This window comes from Citrobacter sp. wls711, from assembly GCF_005281055.1.
Taxonomy (GTDB): Bacteria; Pseudomonadota; Gammaproteobacteria; order Enterobacterales; family Enterobacteriaceae; genus Citrobacter; species Citrobacter gillenii.
The window spans coordinates 276,051-300,498 of sequence record NZ_SZXC01000007.1; the positions used below are offsets into that span (position 1 = coordinate 276,051).

The following is a 24,448-nucleotide window of genomic DNA, read 5'->3' on the forward strand; positions in this document are numbered from 1 at the left end:
AAAAGTGGACTGCAATGTCATCTCGCCGTTATGGAAGTCAGTCTCTCCAGCGCCTGCTCGGGCACTGGCAGGAGAGTCCCTCACGTACCCCAATCTGGCGACAGCTGGCCGAAGCCTTGCGTCTGCTGATACTGGATGGCCGGCTGGCGCTGGATAGCCGGCTTCCCGGCGAGCGCGAACTTGCTACGGTGCTGGAAGTCAGCCGAACAACTATCGCCAGCGCAATGGCACAGCTGCGGGAAGAAGGATATCTGGAAAGCCGCCAGGGTAGCGGCTCACGGGTGATCCTGCCGGAACATATTCGCCATGTACCGACGCGTACCGTCACCGGTACCGCACTCGATCTGTCCACCGCCGCGCTCAGCGCGGGTCCCGAAATTCATCAGGCTTACCAGCAGGCGCTGTTTGCCATACCGCAGCATCTGTTAAGTTCCGGGTATCTGCCCCAGGGGCTACCGTCTTTGCGCGAATCCATTGCCCGGCATTACTGCGAACGCGGATTACCCACGCAGCCGGATGAGGTTATGGTGGTCAATGGTGCAGTCAGCGGGCTGGCGCTGATCCTGCGGTTGCTTACCGGTCCAGGCGATCGCGTAGTGGTTGATCATCCCACTTACCCGCTCGCTATTGCGGCGATTCAGGGGGCCTCCTGCCGACCGGTGGGGGTGTCGCTGCCCGAACAGGGGTGGGATACCGCGGGTCTTGTCGCCACCATCGCACAAACCGCCCCACGCATGGCCTACCTGATGCCGGATTTTCACAATCCTACCGGACGTTGCATGGACGCCGCCACACGCCAGGTGGTGGCCGATATCGCCGCCAAAACGCACACCACGCTGGTGGTGGACGAAACAATGGTCAATCTGTGGTATGACGCCCCGCCACCACCACCGCTCGCCGCCTTCAATCGCGATGCACCCATCATTATGTTGGGGTCTGCCGGTAAAAGTTTCTGGGGAGGATTACGTCTTGGCTGGGTGCGGGCGTCATCACGGACTATTGCCGCACTGGTGCAAACCCGCGACACGTTCGATTTAGGCTCACCGGTGCTGGAACAGCTCGCTACCGGCTGGCTGCTGGATAACGCCGCGCAGTTTCTCCCGGACAGAAGACAACTGCTCACCGCCAGACGCGACCAGTGCCATACCCTGATGCGATCGCATTTCCCGGAATGGCAATTTACCCAACCGCAGGGCGGGTTATCTTTCTGGGTAGAATTGCCCGATACGCTGGCGACGCTGTTTGCCACTCGCGCCGACAGCGCCGGTATTCAGTTAGGTACCGGAACGCGCTTTGGGTTAGCGGGTGCATTCGATCGTTTCTTACGCATGCCCTTCGCGCTGCCGGATGACACGATGCGCGCTGCCTTCAACACATTGCAGCCGATCTGGGACACTCTGCGTTCACAGGCAAGTCATGGGAAAATACGTAAAATAATTTAAGTGATGAGAAAAGGAGGAAGAGATTGCCGGACGGCAGAATTGGGTGGGGGCCCTGCCAGCTAAGCTTTTCCTAACAAAACCTATGTATTTCAATGCACTAAAAAGCGGTGGGGCCATGATTTTGTATCACCAAAAGTATACACTGGTAAGCCGTTTTCTCATGCGACAGACACAAAAAAACCGGGGCTGACCCGGCTTTGTATGGCTTTTGACCAAACTCCATCTAAGCTACATTTTCCACTACCATGTAGGATCGCCCAACCTCTTCAATCAGTGGTTGGAGGTTCGTATTGCTGCCTTTGACTGTAAATAGGTCTTCTGGCTGTTCATCTTTTACGGCTTTTTTAACATAACCATAATACGGACGACTAACCGCAGTCCTTAAAGATACCTCCGTACAAGAAGATAAAGCGACCACATTTTCCCCTATGTACTTGAACACTGGCGGCTCATAGTTTTTGATCACGCTCCTGCAAGAGTTCACAAATTGTGTGAACGCTTCAATTTTACCTGCCAGAGCCAAACGACGGGCATGTTCGATCTCATCTACCGTGAGATCGGGAGCGGAAATCTGGACCACCTCGTCTTCACGCGACAATCCGTTACACAATTTCAAATGATGATACAGTGCCCTGGAAGCACATCTTAGAACCCTTGTCATGCGTTCCGTGTTCCGTTTGGATGGCTCAGTATTTTTACCTTGAGAAATATTATAATCCCACATCTGCCGATGTACTGTTGGCGTATCGATATGATCCAGTTGTTCTAAGATTGCAAGAATTCGCTCTCCCTTGAACCTTCTTGTCTCTTCTTCCTGCCCCAATGCACCGCAGATACAATCTTCCACAATGCGTGGCAACTCCCCCAAAGAGCCATACCCTCGTAAGAAAATGCGTACAGCTGTATTATCAACCCCTTTTGCTACAGCACCCTTAGTTCTCGCCATATTGTTCTCCTTTTTAAATAGACATAAGTAATCCTCCGCTATCGCTGGTAGCGATCAGGATATGTGGCCTTCCTTTGTGGATGGCATTTGGTTTTAAAGTACCGTGTTTACGGTAGCTTGATATGTCTCGCTGTGCGCCAGACGACGTTAACGCTTATACGATAAGAATGACCAACATACGATTGCAGTCGCGCTGACCACCATTCGATTTTTCGGTCTCGTACAGAGCGATCTAAATCGCTTTTCCACACACATGCTGGCACAGCCAATGATGTAAACATCAGCAAGGAATTTCAGTACCATGATGTAAACACACAGCGGGGTATCAGCTAGGTTACCTGAGTCCACGATTGGAACAGACCACACAGAGACAGGCTATCAGCCTGTTGATGTTGTGGGATGTAACAGAGTGGTAAATGAAGGTTATGGTATGGACAGACAAGTCTGTTCACGTCTGGGCAGACCATTACCATTAGATCTTCTAAAGTGGCGTAGCCGAGTTGTCACGGAGTGACGTAAGTAAATAACTAAACAACCATCCAGATGACACCAGTCATCCTGCTGTTGGTTTTCACTCTTTTGCTTTTGTTTCGACGAGATTATGAGTGTTAGTGTGTATAAATGTCGAAACGAGATACAAGGAGACCGAAGCCCGTATGGGTGATGTTACGTGAGTTTTCATTCCTGGAGAAGGAAGGAAAAGACAGAGTAACGAAGTCTCTTATATTATTGTGGCGTTTTATTCCTATCACCCAGTATGGGCGAAAAGGAATGAAGGAATACTATATTGTGGCGTTTTATGGCACATCTTCGCTATCTGATGTGAGCGAACGCTCCTCAAGCCACCCCGAACTTTAACCCGCCATTATCCACTTTCTGAAATCATTGTCAAGCAAAATGCATGCCACTAGTATATCTTTTTACGTTTATATGATAAAATACTTATGTGATGAATGACTTACAGAGAGGTTATTTTGTGCTTTCCCTTTAGACCACCAGCATTTTTTCTGCCATCGGTAGAAGAACGTAAGGAGCTGGTCAGAACCCTGAAGGATTTCGGGCTAACGCTGACAACTTCAAGAATCCATCTTCTTCACCACATGAAGCAAACCCAGATCCCGCTTACGGCTTCAGACTTGTCAAAACAGATAGAACTCCCGCTATCAACAACACACAGGAATCTTTCGATGTTCGCTGACTGCGGACTAGTCGATTTCATTGTTGATCGCGCAAGCGTCTGTCGTTGGTATTTTCTTTTCGCAGACCGCCCTAACTTCTGCCCAACTTGCAATCAGACTTACAACGCCGCTTGCTGATACAACCAAATGACCGCATAAAGCGGCTGAGACTGACGCATACAAACAGCGCCAGCGAGCAACCACGCCCCTTTACTACCGATACGGAGTTTCAACATGACTACAAAAAAGAAATCACAGGCCCAGATTTCGCCGGAATTGAAAACTTATCTCGACAACATCGCAGCGAAGTACAAACCAGATCCGGGGGCCCTAAAGCGTCAAATTGATAATGCGGAAGCTCGCTACAGCCGAACACAACAGTTTTCTGACATTCCAGCGCGGCTGGTGGTTAAACTCCAGAGCCTGATCCTAGACGGCTGGCGGTTTTGCCCTTCAGCTAATTCTTCAGTGCTTTCCAATGCTGCGATGATTTCTGTTAAGTTGCAGAAACCGGAGGCCTTGATCGAAGAGGAGTTGAAGACGCTACGCTCCAGAGTCTCCAACGCTTACCACGATCAACTTTTTAAAGCGATGGAGCGTGAGATTGACGAACTGATACATGAAGCAGCACAGGACGCACAACAGAAAGCAGTTCAGCAAGCAGCTGCCGAAGAAGCTGCAATGCGTGACCAGTTGAGGGCTGCCCTCGGTATGGTGAAAGCATGACAGCGCAATCCAGCCAGACCAAGGGGCAAGAGAGCCCCGTTACCGTCATCGACGAAGATGCATTGAAACGAGCCATTCAGAAAGCAAAGGAGATTGCAGACGCTAACCCGGAAAAATACCGTCGGGTACATCCAACTTTACAATAACGTTACAAAAGCTATGATCGCGAAATCCTTCATATAACACTCTCTACGCCCTCGAAAATAATAGGCAGATAAGTATTATCTACACCACAAAACGCGCTCACAATGGCGCTCATTGCGTTTAACAGGGCTTTACCTTCACACTCACGGTTTAACTTTTAAATATAGCGTATCATTCTCATCTCTGCGAGAAAATATTCAATCCATTCAGTCCACGGCCTCTGAGGCTGGTTTTCGATTTTCCCGGATCAAATGGCTGAAATGCAGACAAAAAAGCCCCACACATCGCGAAGCTCACGTTCTCACATATTGAGAGAACTTTTCCCGCAAGCATCACAAGCCATGATTTATTAAATTCATTCACTTGGTGCAAGGCGATACTATCGGGTCGGTGGGTATACTCCGATCCGAAGAAGTAGCCCGTAAAAGAACATATCGTCTACTTGAAGTTGTTACTCAGGAGGTTTTATGGCACTTTTAAACAGAAGCGACCTTCAATTTCAATACGCATGGTCAGCGTTATCTCCCGATGACCCGCGTATAACGGGAAAACCGGATAGTACATTGCTTAACCGCCATGAAGGGTATGAGGTTCTTTCGTTCCTTAACCGCTTAGCTCATGCAAGTAAGTGGGATACCAAATCGCCAGCACTCAAAGCAGAAAGGCTGATCAAGAACCATCTGCCCGGTGACGTGCGTAGTCACAAGAATGTCTGGCAATGGCTCGTGGATAACTGGAACAGATATCAGTAATTGGCCCCCATGTGACAATTATACAACCGACGCAGCAATGCTGCGTTCGGTTTTTCGTCGAAGAAAATATCACAACGGCGCTTCAGCTAGTTCCTTTTTGATGCGGAAAAACGTAGCCCGCCCACATCCCACCAGCTTATAAATCTCTTCGTTAGAGTATGTCCCCTTAGCCAAATACTCAGCGACCTTCCTGCGGGTCTCGTCGTCTTTTTGTCGCCCTTTGAATACTCCTTTCGCCTGCGCGATCTTGATGCCTTCATTCTGGCGCTGACGAATAAAAGAGCGCTCCAGTTCACCGACGGCTCCGAGCATTGTGATCATAAATTTGCTGGTGGGCGAATCATCAAACACCATGTGATTATCGATAAACTCAACTCTCACACCATTTGTGGTCAGTTCCTCCAGAATTTCCAGCAGATCGCGGGTATTACGCGCCAGACGGTCAACGCTTTTAACTCGAACTGTGTCGCCAGGGCGAACTTTACTCATTAGCTCTTTTAGAGCTGGCCTGTCTGCATCCTTACCGCTAGCTTTATCGATCAAAATTTCGTCAGCCTTCGTCGCCAGCACTTCAACTTGACGCGCCTCATTCTGATCTTTGCTACTTACCCGCACATACCCGAAAGTTTTCATGTCCACCGCCCAGTCTCTTATTAATGGCTTTAACGATACAGTATCATATGAGTTATAACAACGGTGTTTAGATACTAACATTGAGCATGGAGAGTAAGTATCAATTGTGTCTACTCAAACGAGACAGTAACCACCAGCAATAACCCCTATGGATATTTACCAAATATCTAACGTGTCTATTACGAGCGGAGAAAATCCGTTAGGCCGTGCTGAGAATGCAACTGTGATATTTTTCTTCTGTGTGCAATTTCGGGAGGGGGTACTTCTGGAATCTTCGCGGCGCGGGAGTGGGTAGGATTTGGGGGAATTTCTTCCCCCAGGTCTGTCAATCAAGCAGGTTACTCAATGGTGCCAGCGTGACATAAATATAATCGTCGTCACGTTCCTCGATGGTGATCGGCATGTCCACCCCGTTCGATAACACCGCTTTTGCCCGGTAATGCTTATCTGAAACTTTCTTTACGTCCTCTACGGCAAGGCATTGAACATCACTATTTTTGTCTTTGAATATCGAAGTGGTGATCTCGCAGGCCGATGTCTTCAGGGCTTCGTTATCATCGATGGTTGTGCTGATAAAAATACAGCCCAGCGTAATCGCGATGAAAGCTAACAGCCAGCGCCATTTTTTCATCCCTGCGTCTCTGGCGCGAGCGTATACATAGATGGGGGGCAAAATAACAATCCTCAGCACAGATCCCACGATATGAGTTTCGGACTCAACTCCAGAGCGCACCAACGCCCGTTGGTCAAAAACAGCACAGAACAACAAAACCGCATACAACGCAGCATAGGCCACCTTTTCATGCATCGTGAAGTAAAAGGTTATAGGGAACACCACCGGCGCTGCCATGTAGAGATAGAAGTACAGATTATTGTCTTTCAGTTGGTTAGTGGTCAAAGCCGTCATCCTTTCATGCTGTGAAGTGAAAATTTCAGGCACCCACTTTAACCAGTTTTATGAATTATTTCGATCTTATCGATCATTTTTATCGATCGATAAGACTAGATTATTTTCATGGGGACACTCAACAATGAGTCGGCAGTGAGAACAACGAGGAGATGTGTGTAGGAGCATAATGTGGTGTTCACATTTTTCTCTTGCGTCCGTAGGTAGCTCTTTACATTGATGAATTTTTATTCTCAGTATGGTATATGTGGGTATTGAGTTAAAAAATGCCACCATGTTCCATTTTTGGGAACAGTGGTTGACAGTATCGATGATGAACATTATTATGTTCCCAGATTAGGAACAAAGTGTATGGCTATGCGGCTACTCGGAAGAGATAAGTTGGAAGAACTTAAGCGCTATGAGCCTTCCAGTAAAAACTGGATTGATGCGTGGTCAACAGAGCTAAGCTTAAGCAATTGGAAATCAAAGGAAGAAGTGAAAAAGCACTTTCCCAAAGTAGAAAATATTGGTGATCAAATCTTTGTTTTTAAGGTGGATTGCTGTGCTTCTTATGTTGAAACGATCATTGATTTCAATCGGTTGTTGGTTTTTGTTACCTCTGTGAAGGGTAATGATAATGGATATTAGAGTAATTAGAACAGATAGGCAGCATCAGGAGTATTTGGAACGTATACATTCGTTATTGGTTATGATGCCGTCTCCTGGAACTGATGAAAATGAGGAGTTAGAGTTACTTATCACACTTGTAGAAGCATACGAGAACTCTAAATATCCTATAGAGCCACCAGACCCAATCGATGCTATTACGTTCCGTATGCACGAGAAAGGGTTAAAGCAAGTTGATCTTGTACCCTATTTGGGAACAAGAAGTAGAGTTTCTGAAATTTTGTCAAGGAAAAGACCTTTGACCGTTCCGATGATAAAAGCTCTTTCAATCGGACTTGGCATTTCTACTGATACGTTGATAGGTATAAATGCTGATCAGAACAAAACAGGTGATGATAATGTTGACTGGTCTAAGTTTCCGATAAAAGAGATGATCGGCAGGGGATGGATTTCTGAAGCTAGTGATACGATTAAAAAATCCACAGAAGAACTCATTAAAGGATTTATTAATCAAATTGGCTGGCAAACAGGTAATGTCGCATTTAAGAGAACCCTTTCTGGGGATGCGTATTCTCCTTCAACAAAATATGCTCTTTATGCATGGGTTAGTAGAGTCGTTCAGAGAGCACGTGAACGTAAAAATCTGCTTGGGAACTTTGACCCAGCAATTTTCTCTACAAGCTTCTTGAGGGATTTGGCACAACTAAGCTGGTTTGAAACAGGTCCCTTACTTGCTCTTGAATTTCTTGAAAAACATGGAATAGCCGTTGTTATTGAACCAAGCTTAAAAGGCACTCGCATAGACGGAGCGGCATTAAAGGATATTGACGGCATGCCGATTGTTGGTTTGACATTGAGACATGACCGTCTCGATAATTTTTGGTTCACACTACTCCATGAAGTTGCTCATATATGGAAACACGTTCATTCTGAAGAGACATTTTTAGATGATATTGATGCTACTTCTGACGATAGGCAGGAATCTGAAGCAAATCGGCTTGCTAGGGAAGCATTTATACCTAGGGCAGTCTGGAAGAGAAGTGATGCATACTCTTCTCCGTCTAAAGAAACCATCGATTGTCTTTCTAGGGAACTGAAGATTAATCCGGCAATCATTGCTGGAAGAATAAGACGTGAAAGTGGTAACTACCGCCTGTTTGCTGATCTCATAGGGCAAGGCGAAGTAAGTAGAATATTAGACGCTTCAAACGTGAATTGAAACCTCAGGAGAACTGAACCATGTACCCTACATACGTGCCGATCCTAAGAGCAAAAGCTGGTGAGTTTGAAGCATTGAAAAGACTGAAACCTGCTTACTCGCAAAAAATTTGGCCATTTTTTGAAATTCCCCAATTAACTGAGAACGATAAGAAATCTAAGGCCTTAAGCGGCTCATCTCAGATGAAAAAGGATTTTCTTACTAAGATTGCGGATGGAATCAATAACGCGAATTCATCATCATCAATATTTTTCGACTTTTTTGATTGGAAAGCTGATAGTTACATTGAAACAGGTGAGCATGTTTTGAGCTACATGTACAGAGCCTTAGCCTCAAGTGGATCACTTGTACATCCAGTTATAGGATTCGACCGTTGGGATATCCTAGACTATCAAAATGCATTGAAAGGATTAGTTGTACCCGAAGGGACAATGTACTGTTTACGTATTGATTCTACATCTATAGATGATGCGTACGACGTAGATTATTTTACAGATACGATTCATGAGATTCTGGATTCGCTTGGGCTTTCCGGTGCTGAAGTGATGGTAATGTTTGATTTTGGTGATGTTACTCATAAGTCTATTGTATCAATGCATGCCGATATGCAGCATCTCATTACCGCCGTTGATGAGTTTGGCTTTGCTAGTATCATGATAGCGGGTTGCTCGTTCCCAATAATCATAAATGATGCAGTAAAGGAAGTGGATTCAACAGACCTCGTTGAACGTAAGGAAATGCATGTTTGGAAGGCAATTTATTCTGATATGAAATCACCATTTCTTTTTGCTGATTATGGTATTCGGAATCCCAAAGGTGCTGATGGTGTAAAAGCAATTCATGCTAACGGGAAAATTAGGTATACCATTGAAAATAAATATTTTGTTGCAAGGGGTCACTCTAAGCAAAAAGGTAATAAAGGGGCGCAAATGTATGACTTGGCAAGAGTCATTGTCAAATCTCCTTACTATTTAGGGGCTGGCTTTAGTTGGGGGGATGAGAGAATTGAGGCTTGCAGCAGAGAAGAAATTAAGGGTGGCCCGACCCAGTGGATTAGCTACGATACCAACCATCATATGAGTTTTGTTGTTGAGGAAGTCTCAGAGTTTCAACGCAGTCGTATTACGCCAAGAATTGTTACCGCATAAATCATCTTAAAATTATGGTAGCGTACTGTAAATAGAATGGCTGGGCTTTGTCCCGGCCTTTCTTTTGTCTGTTAACCTGCTTTATCTGTCACACAAAGTGAGATACAGTCTGCGACACAAGACAACTCCAGCGCCGCAGATGCCTGACGTATGGTTGAACGAAGCCGCCTTATCGGTCAACTTTACACATAAAAAAACCCTGCTTCAGCAGGGCTTATAATCTTGTCGATTTCATCACAACCAATCGAAAATTAATGATTGTCCTTACGAGATGACGCATAATCACTGATTAAAAAATCATCATATTTTGCAGGCAAAAGTGCCACCTCCCCCCACCCTAACTGGGGTGTCATATACCCCATGCCGACCTCATCTACTCGACTATAAAAAACAGTTATCCTCCCACGATTTTTATCATTAAAAAATCCTCTCCCTTCAGCTGTATCATTAGTGATACGTACTCTGAAATCCCTAAATGATGTTCCTTGGTTGATCTTTAACCAGACATTACTATGGCCTGTAAACTTCTCAATCTTCCAAAACGTACCAAAAAAGAATGCTGGATCAGAAGAACCCTCAGTTATGTCATTGATTTCTTTTAGTGAGTCACAAAATCTGTAGCGCTTTGCTTTACCATCTGCGCCAACAAGGTAAATCTCACGATAATAATTATGATCGAAATTAACGCATAAAGACTGGACACTAGTTACTTGGCTCGGAACCTTGAAAGACTCACCATGATGGCGGGAAATAGGCAATGAAACCTCTTTGCCATTTTTTCTCTCAAAATGAGAATCGACAGGTACCTCACTGCCCTCAGAATCGATCCTTGGATTGTTATCAGGACGAGACTCGAGAAAACCGCTTATGACTATAAGCTCTTCATCTTCAACGGCTTTTTTTGCATCTTCTTGAGATGAATATTTTTTGTACTGAATGGGGCCACATCTCAAACTACAGAAAGGCGCATTATCATCTTTAAGGTGTTTGTAATAGGCCGGAACTTCATTCGTAGTCATGCCCTTGTCAGGATCGGCAGGCACTCGAGTTATATGTTCATAGCAAGAAGGACAAAAAATATATCCTTTCATAGACAGTGAATAAGCAAGCGGCTCGACAGTATTCCTTTTGAGGGCGAGAAGCGTATGCTCGCCTTTAATCCAATCAGGATCGTAGTATGCGTAAGCGATTCTACGACTTGGCATAATTATCCTACCCCATCAATAGTGCATTAGCATGATTTCCAGACTATCACTTTTGGAAACCTCGCTAAAACAACACGGATCACAAAACCTCTATATTTAAAGGGGTTATAATTTGCACTCAAGATTTTCGAAGCGTATTTATCCCCTTTGGAACCATCGTGAATTTGCTTATCCGGATAACTTTTAGAGTACCTCAATTAACTCGACGAGCGTCCTAACAGCAATCCCCTTCCCGTATCGGTTGTACGTGATCGTTGCGTTCGAGTGTCCGAGCACCTGCGAAGCGAACTGTTCAGGGAAGCCATTCTGTTTAAATATTGTGGCGGCATAGTGGCGCAGTGAATGATATTCAGGCAGGCTATGCTTGCCTCTGAACCTCGTAAACCAACGGCTGAAATAGTGTCCATAACTGCCGAGATGCAAGGTAAGCTCAGGGAACAAATGCCCTTTTCTGTCAGTGATGAAATCAAGCAGGCCAAGCGTAAGAAGCTGCGAATGTATCGGAATGAACCGCCGCGAGCTGTCCGTTTTTATCGTCTGATTTGGATTCAAGTTATCAACGCGGAAACACCAAACCCCGTCAACTTTCATCACGTCATTGTGGTAAAGCTGGCAAATCTCATTCTGCCTCATACCAGAATAACGACCGATTAAGATGATCCACCGCTTCCAATCCTTCACGCCATGTAAAGCAATGTACAATCGTTTCAGATCGTTGAGCGTGTATGCTGGACGGCGATCCATTGGTGCGGTTGTTTCCTTAACACCCATCCCCTCAAATGGGTTTCGAATGTCATCATCCGTGCGAGTTGCAAGCCATTTGAAAAACGCCGAGTTCTTTTTGATGTAACGGTTTCTGGTGGATGCTGAACCTTCAAGGCCATCAACAAACGCCGCCGCGCTTCTTTTGCTGAAAGGCTCTTTTGTAGAATTCAGATATGCATTTACGCATCTGTTGATCGTCAATATTTCCCGTTCACCAACCTCTCCTGTTTTAGCGCTGGTGTACTTATCAAGCTCACTCTTCAGGCTCTTGAAAGGCTTTTTCTGTTGTGGTTGTTGGAAGGAAGCAGACGGGGTTGCAGTGTGTGCCGGGATGGACTGCGGAACGCAGTGGAAAGGTCGTGAGGTGAGATATTTCTCCACACGGAGCAAAGCTTCACGCTTGGAACGTGTGCGAAGAGAAATACGAATTTCACGGCGTTTCCGAGGTGTCAGGTAGACCCTACGGTAGTACCAGATCCCGTGACGGGAAAGCATCAGATGCGACATTGATTAGCGTCCTAAGTGATACACAAAAGTTGTATCACCGCCGTTTCAATGCACGAAAATAGAGGATTACATGATGGATATCATGCACTTAGCAGAAATGGGTGGGGGCCCTGCCAGCTACATCCCGGCACACACGTCATCTGCCTTGGCTGCTTCCTTCCGGACCTGACCTGGTAAACAGAGTAGTGTTGCGGGAGAACCAACAGAGCCCCCATTGAGAGCGTTGTTAACCAACGCGCAGGCGCATTATCACTGCTGCACCGTGTAATTGCAACCCATCCAGCACCGGATGCTGTTTTCTTGTGCAATGCGGCTTCACTCCCCCGCCATTCCAGATTATGCTGGGGAATTAGCGCAGGAATAAATGATGGATATACAAGACTCTTTCCCCCAACGCGTCTGGCAAATTGTCGCCGCAATCCCCGAAGGATTCGTCACTACCTATGGTGATGTCGCCAGACTTGCCGGATCGCCGCGTGCAGCGCGTCAGGTCGGCGGCGTCCTCAAACGGCTTCCCGAAGGCAGCACCCTGCCGTGGTATCGTGTCGTCAATCGCCATGGTGCTATATCGCTGACCGGGCCGGATCTACAGCGCCAGCGTCAGGCATTGCTAGCTGAAGGGGTGGTGGTTTCAGGAAGTGGGCACATCGATTTACAACGTTATCGCTGGGTGTATTAACCCTCCCCTGCGGAGAGGGTCATGCCAGACTTAGTACTGCGTAGGTGCAGGGACGGCTGAAGACGGATTCACCTGCGTGGGAGACGTTGACGGCACCGTAGTTGCCGCGCCACCGCTGGCCTGAACCGGAACTTCCGTATGCTGAACAGGAACCAGCGTCAGATCGGCCTTGGTACCGCCCTGGTTGATAACCGGCTGCACGGTATCGGTAATAAACACCAGTTTATCGTTCACCATAATGGCTGCACTCAACAAAATACGGGCGTTCGGCTGAATATCTGCTGGGTTAAACGGCAGCACAAAGCTAAATGGCGCCTGCTTCCCTTCAGTACGCACCGCTTTTTGCGACAGGACTTTTGACGGGGCATCCGCCAGCGAAGCGTCCGACAGTGTGACGGTCAGTACGGCATCCGGTGGCAGCGCAACTTTCTGGCGGATCCACACCGTACCAGAAACATTCGGCTGTTGAATTTTTGACTGTGTGTCAGCAATTGACGTAGTAGGGCTTGGCGCAGGTGTCTGAATATCTGCACTTTTATCAGCACAGGCCGCCAGCGCGACCGCAACGGCTAAACCACTTACCATGTGCACGAGTTTCATTAAATTCTCCTTATCGTCAATGCACCAGCGAGAACTTTCCTCGCCAGAAGAGTGGTTAACAAAAACATAACGTGACTAAGTGTGGCACAAAGTAGCTATTTTTGCCTGCAATCGACCGGTAATTCAGACAATTGCACCCATCGGACCACTTTCAAAATTGCGTTATACTCTGCCTACTTCGCTGCGACATCGACATGACCTGGAGAGCACCTATGAGTCTGGCACTAAAAAGTTTGCTGACATTGTTGAATTTGGAAAAAATTGAAGAAGGACTCTTTCGCGGCCAAAGTGAAGACTTAGGATTACGCCAGGTTTTTGGCGGGCAGGTCGTCGGACAGGCGCTGTATGCCGCTAAAGAAACCGTGCCGGAAGAGCGGCTGGTGCACTCCTTTCACAGCTACTTTTTACGTCCTGGCGATAGCCAAAAACCGATAATTTACGATGTCGAAGTGCTGCGCGATGGTAACAGTTTCAGCGCTCGCCGCATTGCCGCCATCCAGAACGGAAAGCCCATTTTCTACATGACCGCCTCTTTTCAGGCGCCGGAAGAGGGCTTTGAACATCAAAAAACCATGCCGCACGCACCTGGGCCCGACGCGCTGAAATCCGAAACCGAAATTGCCCGTTCAGTGGCGCATCTGCTGCCGCCGCTGTTGAAAGAGAAATTTATCAATGACCGCCCACTGGAAGTGCGTCCGGTGGAGTTTCATAACCCGCTCAAAGGCCATGTCGCCGAACCGGCACGCCAGGTGTGGATCCGCGCCAACGGTACGGTGCAGGACGATCTGCGCGTGCATCAGTATCTGCTGGGTTACGCCTCCGACCTGAACTTCCTGCCTGTGGCGCTACAGCCGTACGGAATTGGTTTTTTGGAGAAAGGGATTCAGATAGCCACTATCGACCATTCGATGTGGTTCCATCGTCCTTTCAATATCAATGAGTGGTTGCTGTATAACGTCGAGAGCACCTCTGCCTCCGGTGCCCGGGGCTTTGTGCGCGGGGAATTTTATACACAGGACGGCGTGCTGGTGGCCTCTACCGTACAGGAAGGGGTGATGCGCAATCGCAACTGATGTCTTATCCGGCCTACAGACTACATCTGTCGTAGGCCGGATAAGCGTTTAGCGCCATCCGGCAGAGTGAAATATCAGGCGTTATAGGCGTTTTCACCGTGGCTGTTCACATCCAGCCCTTCGCGCTCCTGCTCTTCCGGTACGCGCAGCCCGACCGTCATGTCCGCCAGCTTATAGCCGATGAAGGCCACCACGCCGGACCAGACAATGGTAATCGCCACGCTTTCGAGCTGCACCAGCACCTGATGCCCCATGGTCACGCCCTCAGCAAAGCCTACGCCACCCAGAGAACTGGCGGCGAACACCCCGGTCAGAAGACAGCCGACAATGCCGCAAACGCCGTGCACACCGAACACGTCGCACGGGTCATCAACGCGCAGAAAACGCTTCAGCATCGTCACGCCCCACAGCCCCGCCAGACCGGCAATTGCCCCGATGATCAACGCGCCGCCGACGCCAATGTAACCACAAGCAGGGGTCACGCCAACCAGGCCCGCAATGGCGCCAGAGCATGCGCCCAGCAGCGACGGTTTACCGCGCAGCGCCCACTCACCGAAGATCCAGCCGAGAATGGCAGCAGCGGTCGCCACCACGGTATTCACAAAGGCCAGCGCAGCGATTTCATTTGCCGTCCCCGCAGAACCTGCGTTAAAACCAAACCAGCCGATGTAGAGAATCGCGGTCCCGGTAAAGACCATCGGCAGATTATGCGGTTTGAAAGCCTCTTTGCCAAAACCCACACGTTTACCAATCAGATAAGCACCCACCAGCCCGGCGATCGCGGCGTTGATATGCACCACCGTCCCGCCCGCAAAATCCAGCGCGCCATGGGAGGCCAACAGACCACCACCCCAGACCATATGCGCAATCGGAATGTAGGACAGCGTCAGCCATACCACCACAAAAATCAGTACCGCAGAGAAGCGAATGCGTTCAGCCAGCGCCCCAACGATAAGTCCAACGGTGATGCAAGCAAATGAGCCCTGGAACGCAACGTGAATGTACTGGTAGAAACTCCCCGTTACCGCCGTCAGGGCAATGTTTTTCAGCATCACCCAGTTGAAGTTGCCGAAGAAACTATTCCCCTCGCCAAAGGCCAGCGAGTAGCCATACACCACCCATAAAATGCAGACCAGTGCAAACGTCACCGTCACCTGCGTCAGCATCGACAGAACGTTCTTGCCACGAATCAAACCGCCATAAAACAGCGCGATGCCCGGAATGGTCATAAACAACACCAGCGCGGTACATATCATCATAAAGGCGTTATCAGCTTTGTCCGCGACGGCTGGCGCTGCCATCGCCAGTCCCGGCAGCAGTGCCAGTGAAGCGATACCCGTTTTCATCGTTGCTATCTTCATTTTTTGGTTTCCTATCACTGTGTGCCAGAAGTTACAGTGCGGCTTCGTCGGCTTCGCCGGTACGAATACGAATCACACGTTGCAGCTCGGCGACAAAAATTTTGCCGTCGCCAATTTTTCCGGTGTAGGCCGACTTGCTGATGACGTCGATCACCTCATCAAGCTGATCGTCGGCAATCGCCACATCAATCTTCACCTTCGGTAAAAAATTGACGCTGTATTCGGCTCCCCGATACAACTCGGCATGGCCTTTCTGTCGACCAAAGCCCTTCACTTCGGTGACGGTCAGCCCCTGAATACCAATAGAAGACAGTGCTTCACGGACGTCTTCCAGTTTGAACGGTTTGATTACCACGGTAACCAGCTTCATAGATCCCCTCCAGTCAGAATTCAGTAGTGGCTGCAGATACACAGGATGAATACTGCAAGGGGTGTGCCAGAAATGAAAAACGCGGGGTGATTCAGGCTCGCAGGGCGCGGCCGGGGTGGAAAAAGAAAAAACGCACTATAACGGTGCATAGTGCGTTACATTTTTGCACCAGATTGTTGATGCTTCTCGAACCAATTTAGCCGTAGGCCTGATACGCACTGCGCCATCAGGCAATAATGGAATCCTCATGCGCACTGGCCGCCAGCTCTTCACCGGCCAGTTGCAGCTGATACATTTGCCAGTAGCGGCCTTGCGCCGCCAGTAATTGCTGATGTGTGCCGCGCTCGACGGCCTGCCCCCGGTGCAGCACCAGAATGGTGTCTGCTTCCACGATCGTGGAGAGTCGATGGGCAATCACCACCAGCGTAGTGTGTTCGCGCACAGCAGCCAGCGCCTGCTGAATGGCCTGCTCCGTGCCGGAGTCAATACTGGCGGTGGCTTCATCCAGAATCAGTACCTGCGGCGTTTCGACCAGAACCCGGGCCAATGCCAGCAGCTGTTTCTGCCCCACGGACAAATTATTGCCCTGTTCGCCCAATCGGGTGTGAATACCGTCACTCAGACCGCGTGCCAGCTCAGCCAGCTGTACGGTCTCCAGCGCCTGCCACACTCGATCTTCAGAAATATCGCGGCCCAGCGTGACGTTTGCCAGGAAGGTGTCCGCCATCACCACCGGGTCCTGCTGCACCATCGCGACGCCCTGACGTAAGACGCCGTGACTCAACGAGGAGAGGGGGCGCCCGTCCAGACGGATCTCCCCTTGCGTCAGCGGATAGTAGCCCATCATCAGGCTGGCGAGCGTACTCTTGCCACTACCGGTATGCCCAACCAACGCCACAAAACTGCGTGAAGGCACGGACAGGCTAATATTTTTCAGCACCAGATTGTCATCGCGATAAGCAAATGACACGTTATCAACCTCAATGTTGCCACTCTTCAGCGGCTGATCATCATCGCCATAATGCTGACGCGGTCTGTCCATCAGTTCGAAGACGCGCTCACCGGCGACAACCGCTTGCTGCAGCATAGATTGTTGGGTCGTCAGCTCAATCAGCGGCTCGTTCAGACGCCCGAGATAGCTGATAAACGCATACAGCACGCCAACCTCGATGGACGTGCCAGAGGTCACGCTGAACAACATCAGTAAACCACAGAGGATCAGGGCGGAAAACAGGCTCAGCAACGGACGCAGTAAAAAACCGTCCAGCCGCAAGGTCTGCATGCGTGCCATATAGTGCGAACGGCTGGCCTCGCCCATGCGCTCCCCAAAGCGCGCCTGCTGGCGAAACTGTTGGATCACGCTCATACCGTTAATGACTTCATTGAAGCCATCGTTGATATCGGCCAGATAGGCACGAACGCGGCGCACAATCGGCGTGCTGTAGCGCTGATAAATCACCATCACCACCATCACCGCCGGGAATATAGCCATCGCCACCAGTGCCATACGCCATTCGAGGCTAAACATCGCCACCAGCATGGCACCAATCAGAGCCGCACTGCGCAGTACCGTCGCCACGACCGTCACGTACAGGTCGCGGATCACTTCGGTATCGTTGGTTACACGAGAGATAAGCTGTCCGACGGGCTGGATGTCAAATTCACTCAACGGTTGGCGCAGCGCAGCATCCATTACATCCGTGCGTAGCTGTTGCACCACACCGACGGCAGCCTGGTTAAACAACAGTGACTGCGCATAGTGCAGTCCCGCCGCCAGCAGTTGCAGACCGACATAAGCCGCAACCAGACCAGCCACCATCGCCAACGGCAAATTGTTTTTCGCCACCATGTTATCAATAAAGTAGCTTATCAGCAGCGGACCGCTGACTTCTGCCGCCGCCGCCACCCACAGCATCACCACCGCAATGCCCAGCGGTTTTCGCCACGGTGAACCATAGCGCAGCAGCCGTTTCAGCGTCGGCCATAATTGCCCAAAGCTACGCATTCGCCGCCTCCTCATTTATCGCAGGGGCATCAGACAGCGCCGCTTCCAGCTGCTGATAGCGATACATATCGCGGTACCAACCGGGTTGCTGGACCAGCGTGTCATGGTCGCCACGCTGGGCAATATGTCCGTGCTGCATCACGATAATCTCGCTGGCTTCCGTCAGCGCCGACAAGCGGTGGGCGCTGATAATAACCGTTCTTCCCTCGCCCCACTGGCGCAGGTTATGCAGGATCTGATGTTCGGTACGGCCGTCTACCGCCGACAGCGCATCGTCAAGAATCAGAATTTCCGCATTAAGCAGCAGCGCGCGGGCAATAGAAATTCGCTGTTTTTGCCCGCCCGAGAGCATCACGCCCCGCTCGCCCACTTCGGTGTCATATCCCTGCGGCAGACGTAAAATATCCTCATGCACGCTGGCGAGGCGCGCCACATGTTCGATTTCGGCCTGCGTCGCCTGCGGGCGTCCAAGTGCAATGTTATTACCGACGGTGTCCGAAAACAGGAACGGCGTCTGGCTAACAACTGCCAGCCGACTGCGCCAGCTATCAAGCTGTAAGCGCGTCAGCGGAATGTCATGAAAGCGCACGTCGCCCTGGGTAATATCAAAGTGGCGCTGGATCAGCGACAGAATGGTACTTTTTCCCGCACCGGTCGGCCCACAAATACCCAGCATCTGCCCAGGCTTAAGCTGGAAATTAACGTTTTCCAACGTCGGGCGCGCCATCAGCGGGTAGCTGAATTCACGAATCGCAACCGCCAGTTCCCCGCGCCCTTCCGGCACGGGTTCCGTGCCATCATTAACCACGGGAGCTTCCGCCAACATGGCGCGAATACGGCTGTAGGCGGCGCTACCGCGCTCGACGATATTAAACATCCACGCCAACGCCAGCATCGGCCAAATCATCAGACCGAGATACATCATAAAGCTGGTCAGCTGACCGAGCGTCAGCGAACCGTGAACCACCATCCAGCTTCCACCGCCAATTGCCAGCAGGTTCGCCATACCAATAGCGATATAAATGGTGGGATCGAAGCGGGCGTCGATGCGCGCGACGCGCATATTTTTCTTACCGGTATCCTGCGCATCTGCGGCAAATAAGGCCGACTGCCGGTCCTCCAGACCAAAGGCTTTAATCATGCGAATGCTGGTCAGGCTCTCCTGAGTACGATCGTTGAGACTGGAGAATGCCGCCTGCGCCTGCTTAAAGCGGTTATGAAGCCGATCGCCGTAACGCTTAATCATCAGCGCCATCACCGGCATAGGTAGCAAGGCAAATAGCGTCAACTCCCAGCTTATTTGCGTAGACATGACGATAAGCACCGCACAGCCCATCACCAGCGAGTCGACCAACGTCAGCACACCTTCTCCGGCGGCGAACACCACCCGGTCAACATCGTTGGTGGCGCGCGCCATCAGATCGCCCGTGCGATGGCGCAGATAAAATTCAGGATGTTGACGGCTCAACTGACGGTAATAATCTTCGCGCAGTTCAACTGCCAGCTGGTAGGATGCCCCAAACAGCAGCACGCGCCAGACGTAGCGCAGCAAATAGACCACCACCGCAATCAGCGCAATTGTGCCAACCCACATTAGCAGGCGTTCGGTCGTGAAGCGTTGAGCCGTCACGCCATCAACAATAATTCCGACCACTTTAGGCGGAATAAGTTGAAGGATAGCGATGATGATAAGCAGGGCCACTGCCCCGAGGTAGCGACGCCACTCCCGGCGAAAGTACCAGCTTAATTGAGCAAATAATCGCACGCGTTATGTCCTGACATGATTTCCGACAATGAGCGCCGGGAGAATTATTCAATAGGTAGAGCAGTTGTGTATTTAATCTGTTCCATCGCAAAGCTTGAGGTAACGTCCGACAACCCCGGCACGCTGTTCACCAGCCGTTTGTAGAAGTCATCATAGCGTTTCATGTCGGCGACCTGCACACGCATCAGGTAGTCATACTCCCCGGCCATGCGCCAGAATCCCAGTACCTCTGGCATCCCGGTCACTTCGGTCACAAAGCGACAGTACCATTCACTGCTGTGATGCTGCGTTTTGATCAACACAAAGGCCGTTAACCCAAGTCCCAGCTTTTCGGGATCCAGCAGCGCGACTTTGCCAAGCAGAACGCCGTCATCCTCAAGTCGCTTGAGTCGTTTCCAGCAGGGGGTGGTTGTCAGATTAACGGCATCTGCGAGTGCCTGCAAAGAAAGGGTGCAATCCTGTTGCAGCAAGCTGAGCAGCTTGCGGTCAATTTTGTCTAACATATCCACCCCACAGAGAAGAATTTTCTCCCTACATTCTATTTTAAAGGCTAAATGGCAACAATTTTTTCCGTGCTTTTCGTTACTCTAGGCACAAAATGACAAATGGATATTAATGATGAATAGCTCCTGGGTTAAAAACGCCATCAATGAAATCAATGCGGATTATCAACGCTCCGCAGATACTCATCTTATCCGCCTGTCACTTCCGGCGTTCCCGGGGATTCAGCTGTACCTGAAAGATGAAAGTACCCATCCGACCGGTAGCCTGAAACATCGACTGGCGCGTTCACTGTTCCTGTACGGACTGTGCAATGGTTGGATCAAAGAAGGCACCACCATTATTGAGTCGTCTTCCGGCTCCACGGCGGTTTCTGAAGCCTATTTCGCCCGCCTGCTGGGGCTACCGTTTATCGCCGTCATGCCGTCCTGCACGGCAAAACGCAAAGTTGAGCAGATTGAGTTTTACGGCGGTCGCTGCCATTTCGTGGAAAGCGCCTGCGAAATTTATGCCGCGTCTGAACAGCTGGCCCGTGAACTCAACGGCCATTATATGGATCAGTTCACCTACGCCGAGCGCGCTACCGACTGGCGCGGCAATAACAATATTGCCGACAGTATCTTCCGCCAGATGTCATGCGAGCCACATCCCGTTCCCCGCCACATTGTGATGAGCGCCGGAACCGGCGGCACGTCAGCAACCATTGGGCGCTACATTCGCTGCCAGGGTTACGACACCAGGCTGATGGTGGTCGATCCGGAAAACTCTGTTTTTCTGCCATACTGGCAGGCGCGTGACGCCACATTACGCAGCCCGGTGGGCAGTAAAATCGAAGGTATCGGTCGCCCGCGCGTCGAGCCCTCTTTCATTCCGGACGTGGTTGATGAAATGCTGCGCGTGCCGGATGCCGCCAGCGTCGCTACCGCGCACTGGCTGGAAACGCAGTTGGGCCGCAAAGTCGGTGCTTCAACCGGGACCAATATGTGGGGTACGCTGCAACTTGCCGCCCGCATGCGTGAGGCTGGAGAAACAGGTTCACTGGTAACGTTACTGTGCGACAGCGGCGAACGTTATCTTGAGACCTACTACAACCCAGAGTGGGTTAATGCGCATATTGGCGATTTGACACCATGGAAAGCGGAAATCGCCCAACTGCTGAATACCCAGTAAACCGGCAAAAAAAAGCCAGACCTAATGGTCTGGCTTGCTGGAAGGGATCTCTCATTCGGGGGAATAAGGTAGATGCGGATTATCCAGCCAATGTGTTAAAAAGTGCGATACCGCCTGATTGCGACAATGTCCAATCACCGGTAAATCAGGAAGCTCAGCAATTAATTGCGGCATGGCGTTGCCCATAATCAAACCTCGCCCTACGCTGCCCAGCATCTCGCGATCGTTCATCGCGTCACCAAATGCTATGCACTCGGCCATAGAAAAACCTAAATGGTCGCTCAGTACCGCCAGCGCGGAGCCTTTGTTACAGCCCAGCGGCAGCACTTCAAGACAGTCTACGGCGGAAAAACAGAGATTTGCCTGCTCACCCAGCGCCTCATTCAATTGAATGCGCAGGCGTATCAGGTCGTCATGATCGCCGCAGAAGCAAATCTTCGTCACCTGATGCGCGGGGATACGTTTCACATCCACGATCTGATAACGGAATCCGCTGTACACATGCGCCTTGAGGATCGACGGGATCTCCTGCCCGGTGAACCAGCCATTGTCATTGAAGACATGCATGCTGGCCTGGGTATCCCACTTCTGGTGCAGGACGATATCTGCTGCCTCGGGTGCCAGATCCTGACGATGCAGTACGTCCCCTTCCAGCGAATGAATACGCGTCCCGTTACCCGTTATCAAAAATGCGTCCAGTGAGAGGGTCCCTAAGATATGACGCATCTCCAGCACATGGCGGCCAGTGGCAAACGTCAGGGTGATGTCGCGTTCACGCAGGCGCGCCAGCGTCGAGAGTGTTTCGTCACCTAAATGGTGATTCGGCATCAGCAGGGTGCCATCCATATCAAATGCAGCCAGACGAGCCATTTCTTTCTCCACACTGTGACGCGGTTAACTTGTGGTTCAGTATCACCTGAGATATACGGAAGTAATAGTGAATAGATAAAACGAATTGTTCCGGGTTTATGTTGCCCGAAGGATGAAGTGCAAATGCGACTTTTGAATCGATTGAATCAGTACCAACGCCTCTGGCAGCCCTCAAACGGAGAGCCGCAGTCGGTCACCGTCGGCGAACTGGCTGAACGCTGTTTTTGCAGCGAGCGCCATGTCCGTACGCTGCTACGCCAGGCACAGGAGGCGGGCTGGCTGGCATGGGAAGCACGCTCAGGACGCGGAAAACGGGGACAATTGCGCTTTTTGGTCACGCCCGACTCGCTGCGCAATACGATGATGGAGCAGGCGTTGCAAAAGGGAGAACAGCGTAGCGTGCTGGAGCTGGCGCAGCTGGCTCCCGGAGAATTAAGAACGCTGCTGCAGCCGTTTATGGGCGGCCAGTGGCATAACGATACGCCAACCCTGCGTATTCCCTACTATCGCCCACTTGATCCCCTCCGCCCCGGCTTTCTCCCCGGTCGTGCCGAACAACATCTTGCCGGGCAAGTCTTCTCCGGACTGACCCGTTTTGACAGTACGACCCAGCGCCCCTGCGGTGATTTGGCCCACCACTGGGATATCTCCGCCGACGGCCTGCGCTGGGATTTCTATATTCGCTCCACGCTGCACTGGCATAACGGTGACGTGCTCAGCACCTCGCAGCTACATCAACGCCTGCAACAGCTGCTGGAGCTGCCCGCGCTCAATAAATTATTTATCAGCGTGAAGTGTATTGAGGTGACTCACCCTCAATGCCTGACGTTTATTTTACATCGCCCCGACTTCTGGCTGGCACACCGTCTGGCCAGCTACAGCAGTCATCTGGCGCACCCGGAACAGCCGCTCGTCGGCACCGGTCCGTTTAGGCTGACGCTGTTTACACCGGAACTGGTCCGTATCGAGAGCCATGACCACTATCACCTCAGCCACCCGTTGCTGAAAGCCATTGAATTTTGGATAACACCGCAGCTTTTCGACCAGGATCTGGGTACCAGCTGCCGCCATCCGGTGCAAATTGCCATTGGCAAGCCTGAGGAACTGCCGATGCTTAGCCAGGTTAGTAGCGGGATCAGCCTCGGATTTTGTTATTTAACCCTCAGGAAAAGCGCACGGCTGAACGTGCTTCAGGCGCGTCGGCTGGTCAATATCATCCACCACTCTTCCCTGTTGCAGACGCTTGAGGTGGAAGAGAATCTGATTACCCCAAGCAACGCGCTGCTGCCAGGGTGGACCATTCCGCAATGGGATCAGTTGGATGAAGTGGCCCTGCCGGAAAAACTGACACTGGTATATCACCTGCCAGTAGAGTTGCACGCCATGGCCGAACAGCTTCGCCAGGTACTGGCAACGCTGGGCTGCGAGTTAACGCTGATTTTTCACAATGCCAAGAACTGGGACGGTGACCATCCTCTGGCCCAGGCCGACCTGATGATGGGCGACCGGCTGATTGGCGAAGCGCCAGAATATACACTTGAACAGTGGCTACGCTGCGATCAGCTCTGGCCGCATGTTCTGGATGCCCCGGCATTCTCTCATCTACAGGCCACGCTGGATGCGCTGCAAACCCAGGCTAATGAGGATCATCGTCACGCGGCGTTACAGCAGGTTTTCACTAACCTGATGAATGACGCCACGCTAACGCCGCTGTTTAATTACCATTACCGCATTAGCGCCCCACCGGGCGTCAACGGCGTGCGGCTCAACCCCAGAGGCTGGTTTGAATTCACCGAGGCTTGGCTGCCGCCGCCTTCATCGTGAAGAAGCTGGTCGACGCCGCGCCCAGGCGCTACCATAGGGTTTTCGTTAT

24 protein-coding genes and 1 other RNA gene are annotated in these 24,448 nt (G+C 50.6%); 12 read left to right on the forward strand and 13 right to left on the reverse strand.

Annotated elements, in window-relative coordinates:
- Positions 1 to 14 precede the first annotated feature (14 nt).
- Positions 15 to 1,442 carry a PLP-dependent aminotransferase family protein gene (locus tag FDW98_RS03245; protein ID WP_096758046.1) on the forward strand — a complete coding sequence of 476 codons (1,428 nt, stop codon included), beginning with the start codon at positions 15 to 17 and terminating at the stop codon, positions 1,440 to 1,442.
- Between the two features lie 223 nt (positions 1,443 to 1,665).
- On the opposite strand, the gene FDW98_RS03250 is transcribed toward FDW98_RS03245, so the two are convergent.
- On the reverse strand, positions 1,666 to 2,388 hold the full coding sequence (locus FDW98_RS03250; protein ID WP_003847543.1) for a hypothetical protein: 723 nt from the start codon (positions 2,386 to 2,388) through the stop codon (positions 1,666 to 1,668).
- Between the two features lie 953 nt (positions 2,389 to 3,341).
- Between FDW98_RS03250 and FDW98_RS23770 the strand changes: the two genes are divergently transcribed.
- The 4 genes from FDW98_RS23770 to FDW98_RS03270 all read left to right on the forward strand — a co-directional run bounded on the left by FDW98_RS23770 (position 3,342) and on the right by FDW98_RS03270 (position 5,188).
- Positions 3,342 to 3,704, forward strand: a complete 363-nt coding sequence (locus FDW98_RS23770) for a helix-turn-helix domain-containing protein (protein WP_080627610.1) — start codon at positions 3,342 to 3,344, stop codon at positions 3,702 to 3,704.
- A 96-nt stretch (positions 3,705 to 3,800) separates the two neighbouring features.
- Positions 3,801 to 4,292, forward strand: coding sequence for a hypothetical protein (locus tag FDW98_RS03265; protein ID WP_003847546.1), 492 nt, complete (start codon positions 3,801 to 3,803; stop codon positions 4,290 to 4,292).
- The gene (locus FDW98_RS23360) at positions 4,289 to 4,438 is read left to right on the forward strand and encodes a hypothetical protein (RefSeq protein ID WP_170975191.1); all 150 of its coding nucleotides are present in this window, start codon (positions 4,289 to 4,291) and stop codon (positions 4,436 to 4,438) included. Before FDW98_RS03265 ends, FDW98_RS23360 begins: the two co-directional genes overlap by 4 nt.
- 465 nt (positions 4,439 to 4,903) lie before the next feature.
- Positions 4,904 to 5,188, forward strand: a complete 285-nt coding sequence (locus FDW98_RS03270) for a hypothetical protein (RefSeq protein ID WP_003847548.1) — start codon at positions 4,904 to 4,906, stop codon at positions 5,186 to 5,188.
- Between the two features lie 69 nt (positions 5,189 to 5,257).
- Here the strand turns inward: FDW98_RS03270 and FDW98_RS03275 are convergent, their stop codons facing one another.
- A complete protein-coding gene (locus FDW98_RS03275) occupies positions 5,258 to 5,821 on the reverse strand; it encodes a recombinase family protein (RefSeq protein ID WP_003847550.1) in 564 nt (187 codons plus the stop codon).
- 325 nt (positions 5,822 to 6,146) lie between these two features.
- The gene (locus tag FDW98_RS03280; RefSeq protein WP_003847551.1) at positions 6,147 to 6,728 is read right to left on the reverse strand and encodes a hypothetical protein; all 582 of its coding nucleotides are present in this window, start codon (positions 6,726 to 6,728) and stop codon (positions 6,147 to 6,149) included.
- 351 nt (positions 6,729 to 7,079) lie between these two features.
- Here FDW98_RS03280 and FDW98_RS03285 point away from each other — a divergent pair, with 351 nt between their 5' ends.
- The 3 genes from FDW98_RS03285 to FDW98_RS03295 are packed head-to-tail and all read left to right on the forward strand — an operon-like array spanning position 7,080 to position 9,704.
- The gene (locus tag FDW98_RS03285; protein ID WP_003847553.1) at positions 7,080 to 7,358 is read left to right on the forward strand and encodes a type II toxin-antitoxin system HigB family toxin; all 279 of its coding nucleotides are present in this window, start codon (positions 7,080 to 7,082) and stop codon (positions 7,356 to 7,358) included.
- Complete coding sequence (locus FDW98_RS03290; protein ID WP_003847555.1) at positions 7,348 to 8,556, forward strand: ImmA/IrrE family metallo-endopeptidase; 1,209 nt, start codon at positions 7,348 to 7,350, stop codon at positions 8,554 to 8,556. Before FDW98_RS03285 ends, FDW98_RS03290 begins: the two co-directional genes overlap by 11 nt.
- Before the next feature lie 20 nt (positions 8,557 to 8,576).
- A complete protein-coding gene (locus tag FDW98_RS03295) occupies positions 8,577 to 9,704 on the forward strand; it encodes a beta family protein (protein WP_003847557.1) in 1,128 nt (375 codons plus the stop codon).
- 251 nt (positions 9,705 to 9,955) lie between these two features.
- Here FDW98_RS03295 and FDW98_RS03300 read toward each other — a convergent pair whose 3' ends face one another.
- The 3 genes from FDW98_RS03300 to ffs form a co-directional block, all read right to left on the reverse strand.
- Positions 9,956 to 10,909, reverse strand: a complete 954-nt coding sequence (locus FDW98_RS03300) for a hypothetical protein (protein WP_003847560.1) — start codon at positions 10,907 to 10,909, stop codon at positions 9,956 to 9,958.
- Between the two features lie 183 nt (positions 10,910 to 11,092).
- Positions 11,093 to 12,181 (reverse strand): site-specific integrase, encoded by a 1,089-nt coding sequence (locus FDW98_RS03305; protein ID WP_003847563.1) that lies wholly within the window; start codon positions 12,179 to 12,181, stop codon positions 11,093 to 11,095.
- A 108-nt stretch (positions 12,182 to 12,289) separates the two neighbouring features.
- Positions 12,290 to 12,386, reverse strand: an RNA gene (ffs, locus tag FDW98_RS03310) — signal recognition particle sRNA small type.
- A 162-nt stretch (positions 12,387 to 12,548) separates the two neighbouring features.
- Between ffs and FDW98_RS03315 the strand changes: the two genes are divergently transcribed.
- Positions 12,549 to 12,860, forward strand: a complete 312-nt coding sequence (locus FDW98_RS03315; protein ID WP_096758047.1) for an MGMT family protein — start codon at positions 12,549 to 12,551, stop codon at positions 12,858 to 12,860.
- Between the two features lie 30 nt (positions 12,861 to 12,890).
- Here the strand turns inward: FDW98_RS03315 and FDW98_RS03320 are convergent, their stop codons facing one another.
- Positions 12,891 to 13,460, reverse strand: coding sequence for a YbaY family lipoprotein (locus tag FDW98_RS03320; protein ID WP_096758048.1), 570 nt, complete (start codon positions 13,458 to 13,460; stop codon positions 12,891 to 12,893).
- Positions 13,461 to 13,672: 212 nt separating this feature from the next.
- Between FDW98_RS03320 and tesB the strand changes: the two genes are divergently transcribed.
- The gene (tesB, locus tag FDW98_RS03325; protein WP_096758049.1) at positions 13,673 to 14,533 is read left to right on the forward strand and encodes an acyl-CoA thioesterase II; all 861 of its coding nucleotides are present in this window, start codon (positions 13,673 to 13,675) and stop codon (positions 14,531 to 14,533) included.
- Between the two features lie 74 nt (positions 14,534 to 14,607).
- Here the strand turns inward: tesB and amtB are convergent, their stop codons facing one another.
- The 5 genes from amtB to decR all read right to left on the reverse strand — a co-directional run bounded on the left by amtB (position 14,608) and on the right by decR (position 20,537).
- A complete protein-coding gene (gene amtB / locus FDW98_RS03330) occupies positions 14,608 to 15,894 on the reverse strand; it encodes an ammonium transporter AmtB (RefSeq protein ID WP_096758050.1) in 1,287 nt (428 codons plus the stop codon).
- Positions 15,895 to 15,925: 31 nt separating this feature from the next.
- On the reverse strand, positions 15,926 to 16,264 hold the full coding sequence (gene glnK / locus FDW98_RS03335; RefSeq protein WP_096758051.1) for a P-II family nitrogen regulator: 339 nt from the start codon (positions 16,262 to 16,264) through the stop codon (positions 15,926 to 15,928).
- Between the two features lie 226 nt (positions 16,265 to 16,490).
- Positions 16,491 to 18,269, reverse strand: coding sequence for a SmdB family multidrug efflux ABC transporter permease/ATP-binding protein (locus FDW98_RS03340; RefSeq protein ID WP_096758052.1), 1,779 nt, complete (start codon positions 18,267 to 18,269; stop codon positions 16,491 to 16,493).
- A complete protein-coding gene (locus FDW98_RS03345) occupies positions 18,262 to 20,034 on the reverse strand; it encodes a SmdA family multidrug ABC transporter permease/ATP-binding protein (RefSeq protein WP_096758053.1) in 1,773 nt (590 codons plus the stop codon). The genes FDW98_RS03340 and FDW98_RS03345 overlap by 8 nt, the downstream gene beginning before the upstream one ends.
- A gap of 44 nt (positions 20,035 to 20,078) precedes the next feature.
- On the reverse strand, positions 20,079 to 20,537 hold the full coding sequence (decR, locus tag FDW98_RS03350) for a DNA-binding transcriptional regulator DecR (RefSeq protein WP_164496612.1): 459 nt from the start codon (positions 20,535 to 20,537) through the stop codon (positions 20,079 to 20,081).
- 112 nt (positions 20,538 to 20,649) lie between these two features.
- Here decR and FDW98_RS03355 point away from each other — a divergent pair, with 112 nt between their 5' ends.
- The gene (locus tag FDW98_RS03355; RefSeq protein ID WP_219921364.1) at positions 20,650 to 21,705 is read left to right on the forward strand and encodes a PLP-dependent cysteine synthase family protein; all 1,056 of its coding nucleotides are present in this window, start codon (positions 20,650 to 20,652) and stop codon (positions 21,703 to 21,705) included.
- Between the two features lie 51 nt (positions 21,706 to 21,756).
- On the opposite strand, the gene cof is transcribed toward FDW98_RS03355, so the two are convergent.
- Positions 21,757 to 22,575: an HMP-PP phosphatase gene (gene cof / locus FDW98_RS03360; protein WP_096758056.1), complete on the reverse strand. Its 819-nt coding sequence runs from the start codon at positions 22,573 to 22,575 to the stop codon at positions 21,757 to 21,759.
- Positions 22,576 to 22,698: 123 nt separating this feature from the next.
- Here cof and FDW98_RS03370 point away from each other — a divergent pair, with 123 nt between their 5' ends.
- Positions 22,699 to 24,399: an SgrR family transcriptional regulator gene (locus FDW98_RS03370; RefSeq protein ID WP_096758057.1), complete on the forward strand. Its 1,701-nt coding sequence runs from the start codon at positions 22,699 to 22,701 to the stop codon at positions 24,397 to 24,399.
- Positions 24,400 to 24,448 lie beyond the last annotated feature (49 nt).

Excerpts from the sequence above, each read along its gene's own strand:
- glnK (WP_096758051.1), bottom strand. The coding sequence starts at position 16,264 with ATGAAGCTGGTTACCGTGGTAATCAAACCGTTCAAACTGGAAGACGTC.
- FDW98_RS23770 (WP_080627610.1), top strand. The coding sequence starts at position 3,342 with ATGACTTACAGAGAGGTTATTTTGTGCTTTCCCTTTAGACCACCAGCA.
- FDW98_RS03250 (WP_003847543.1), bottom strand. The coding sequence starts at position 2,388 with ATGGCGAGAACTAAGGGTGCTGTAGCAAAAGGGGTTGATAATACAGCT.
- FDW98_RS03300 (WP_003847560.1), bottom strand. The coding sequence starts at position 10,909 with ATGCCAAGTCGTAGAATCGCTTACGCATACTACGATCCTGATTGGATT.
- FDW98_RS03315 (WP_096758047.1), top strand. The coding sequence starts at position 12,549 with ATGGATATACAAGACTCTTTCCCCCAACGCGTCTGGCAAATTGTCGCC.
- FDW98_RS03295 (WP_003847557.1), top strand. The coding sequence starts at position 8,577 with ATGTACCCTACATACGTGCCGATCCTAAGAGCAAAAGCTGGTGAGTTT.
- FDW98_RS03280 (WP_003847551.1), bottom strand. The coding sequence starts at position 6,728 with ATGACGGCTTTGACCACTAACCAACTGAAAGACAATAATCTGTACTTC.
- FDW98_RS03320 (WP_096758048.1), bottom strand. The coding sequence starts at position 13,460 with ATGAAACTCGTGCACATGGTAAGTGGTTTAGCCGTTGCGGTCGCGCTG.
- FDW98_RS23360 (WP_170975191.1), top strand. The coding sequence starts at position 4,289 with ATGACAGCGCAATCCAGCCAGACCAAGGGGCAAGAGAGCCCCGTTACC.
- FDW98_RS03275 (WP_003847550.1), bottom strand. The coding sequence starts at position 5,821 with ATGAAAACTTTCGGGTATGTGCGGGTAAGTAGCAAAGATCAGAATGAG.
- cof (WP_096758056.1), bottom strand. The coding sequence starts at position 22,575 with ATGGCTCGTCTGGCTGCATTTGATATGGATGGCACCCTGCTGATGCCG.
- FDW98_RS03270 (WP_003847548.1), top strand. The coding sequence starts at position 4,904 with ATGGCACTTTTAAACAGAAGCGACCTTCAATTTCAATACGCATGGTCA.
- FDW98_RS03305 (WP_003847563.1), bottom strand. The coding sequence starts at position 12,181 with ATGTCGCATCTGATGCTTTCCCGTCACGGGATCTGGTACTACCGTAGG.
- FDW98_RS03265 (WP_003847546.1), top strand. The coding sequence starts at position 3,801 with ATGACTACAAAAAAGAAATCACAGGCCCAGATTTCGCCGGAATTGAAA.
- FDW98_RS03370 (WP_096758057.1), top strand. The coding sequence starts at position 22,699 with ATGCGACTTTTGAATCGATTGAATCAGTACCAACGCCTCTGGCAGCCC.
- tesB (WP_096758049.1), top strand. The coding sequence starts at position 13,673 with ATGAGTCTGGCACTAAAAAGTTTGCTGACATTGTTGAATTTGGAAAAA.
- FDW98_RS03355 (WP_219921364.1), top strand. The coding sequence starts at position 20,650 with ATGATGAATAGCTCCTGGGTTAAAAACGCCATCAATGAAATCAATGCG.
- FDW98_RS03290 (WP_003847555.1), top strand. The coding sequence starts at position 7,348 with ATGGATATTAGAGTAATTAGAACAGATAGGCAGCATCAGGAGTATTTG.
- FDW98_RS03245 (WP_096758046.1), top strand. The coding sequence starts at position 15 with ATGTCATCTCGCCGTTATGGAAGTCAGTCTCTCCAGCGCCTGCTCGGG.
- FDW98_RS03340 (WP_096758052.1), bottom strand. The coding sequence starts at position 18,269 with ATGCGTAGCTTTGGGCAATTATGGCCGACGCTGAAACGGCTGCTGCGC.
- FDW98_RS03285 (WP_003847553.1), top strand. The coding sequence starts at position 7,080 with ATGGCTATGCGGCTACTCGGAAGAGATAAGTTGGAAGAACTTAAGCGC.
- decR (WP_164496612.1), bottom strand. The coding sequence starts at position 20,537 with ATGTTAGACAAAATTGACCGCAAGCTGCTCAGCTTGCTGCAACAGGAT.
- amtB (WP_096758050.1), bottom strand. The coding sequence starts at position 15,894 with ATGAAGATAGCAACGATGAAAACGGGTATCGCTTCACTGGCACTGCTG.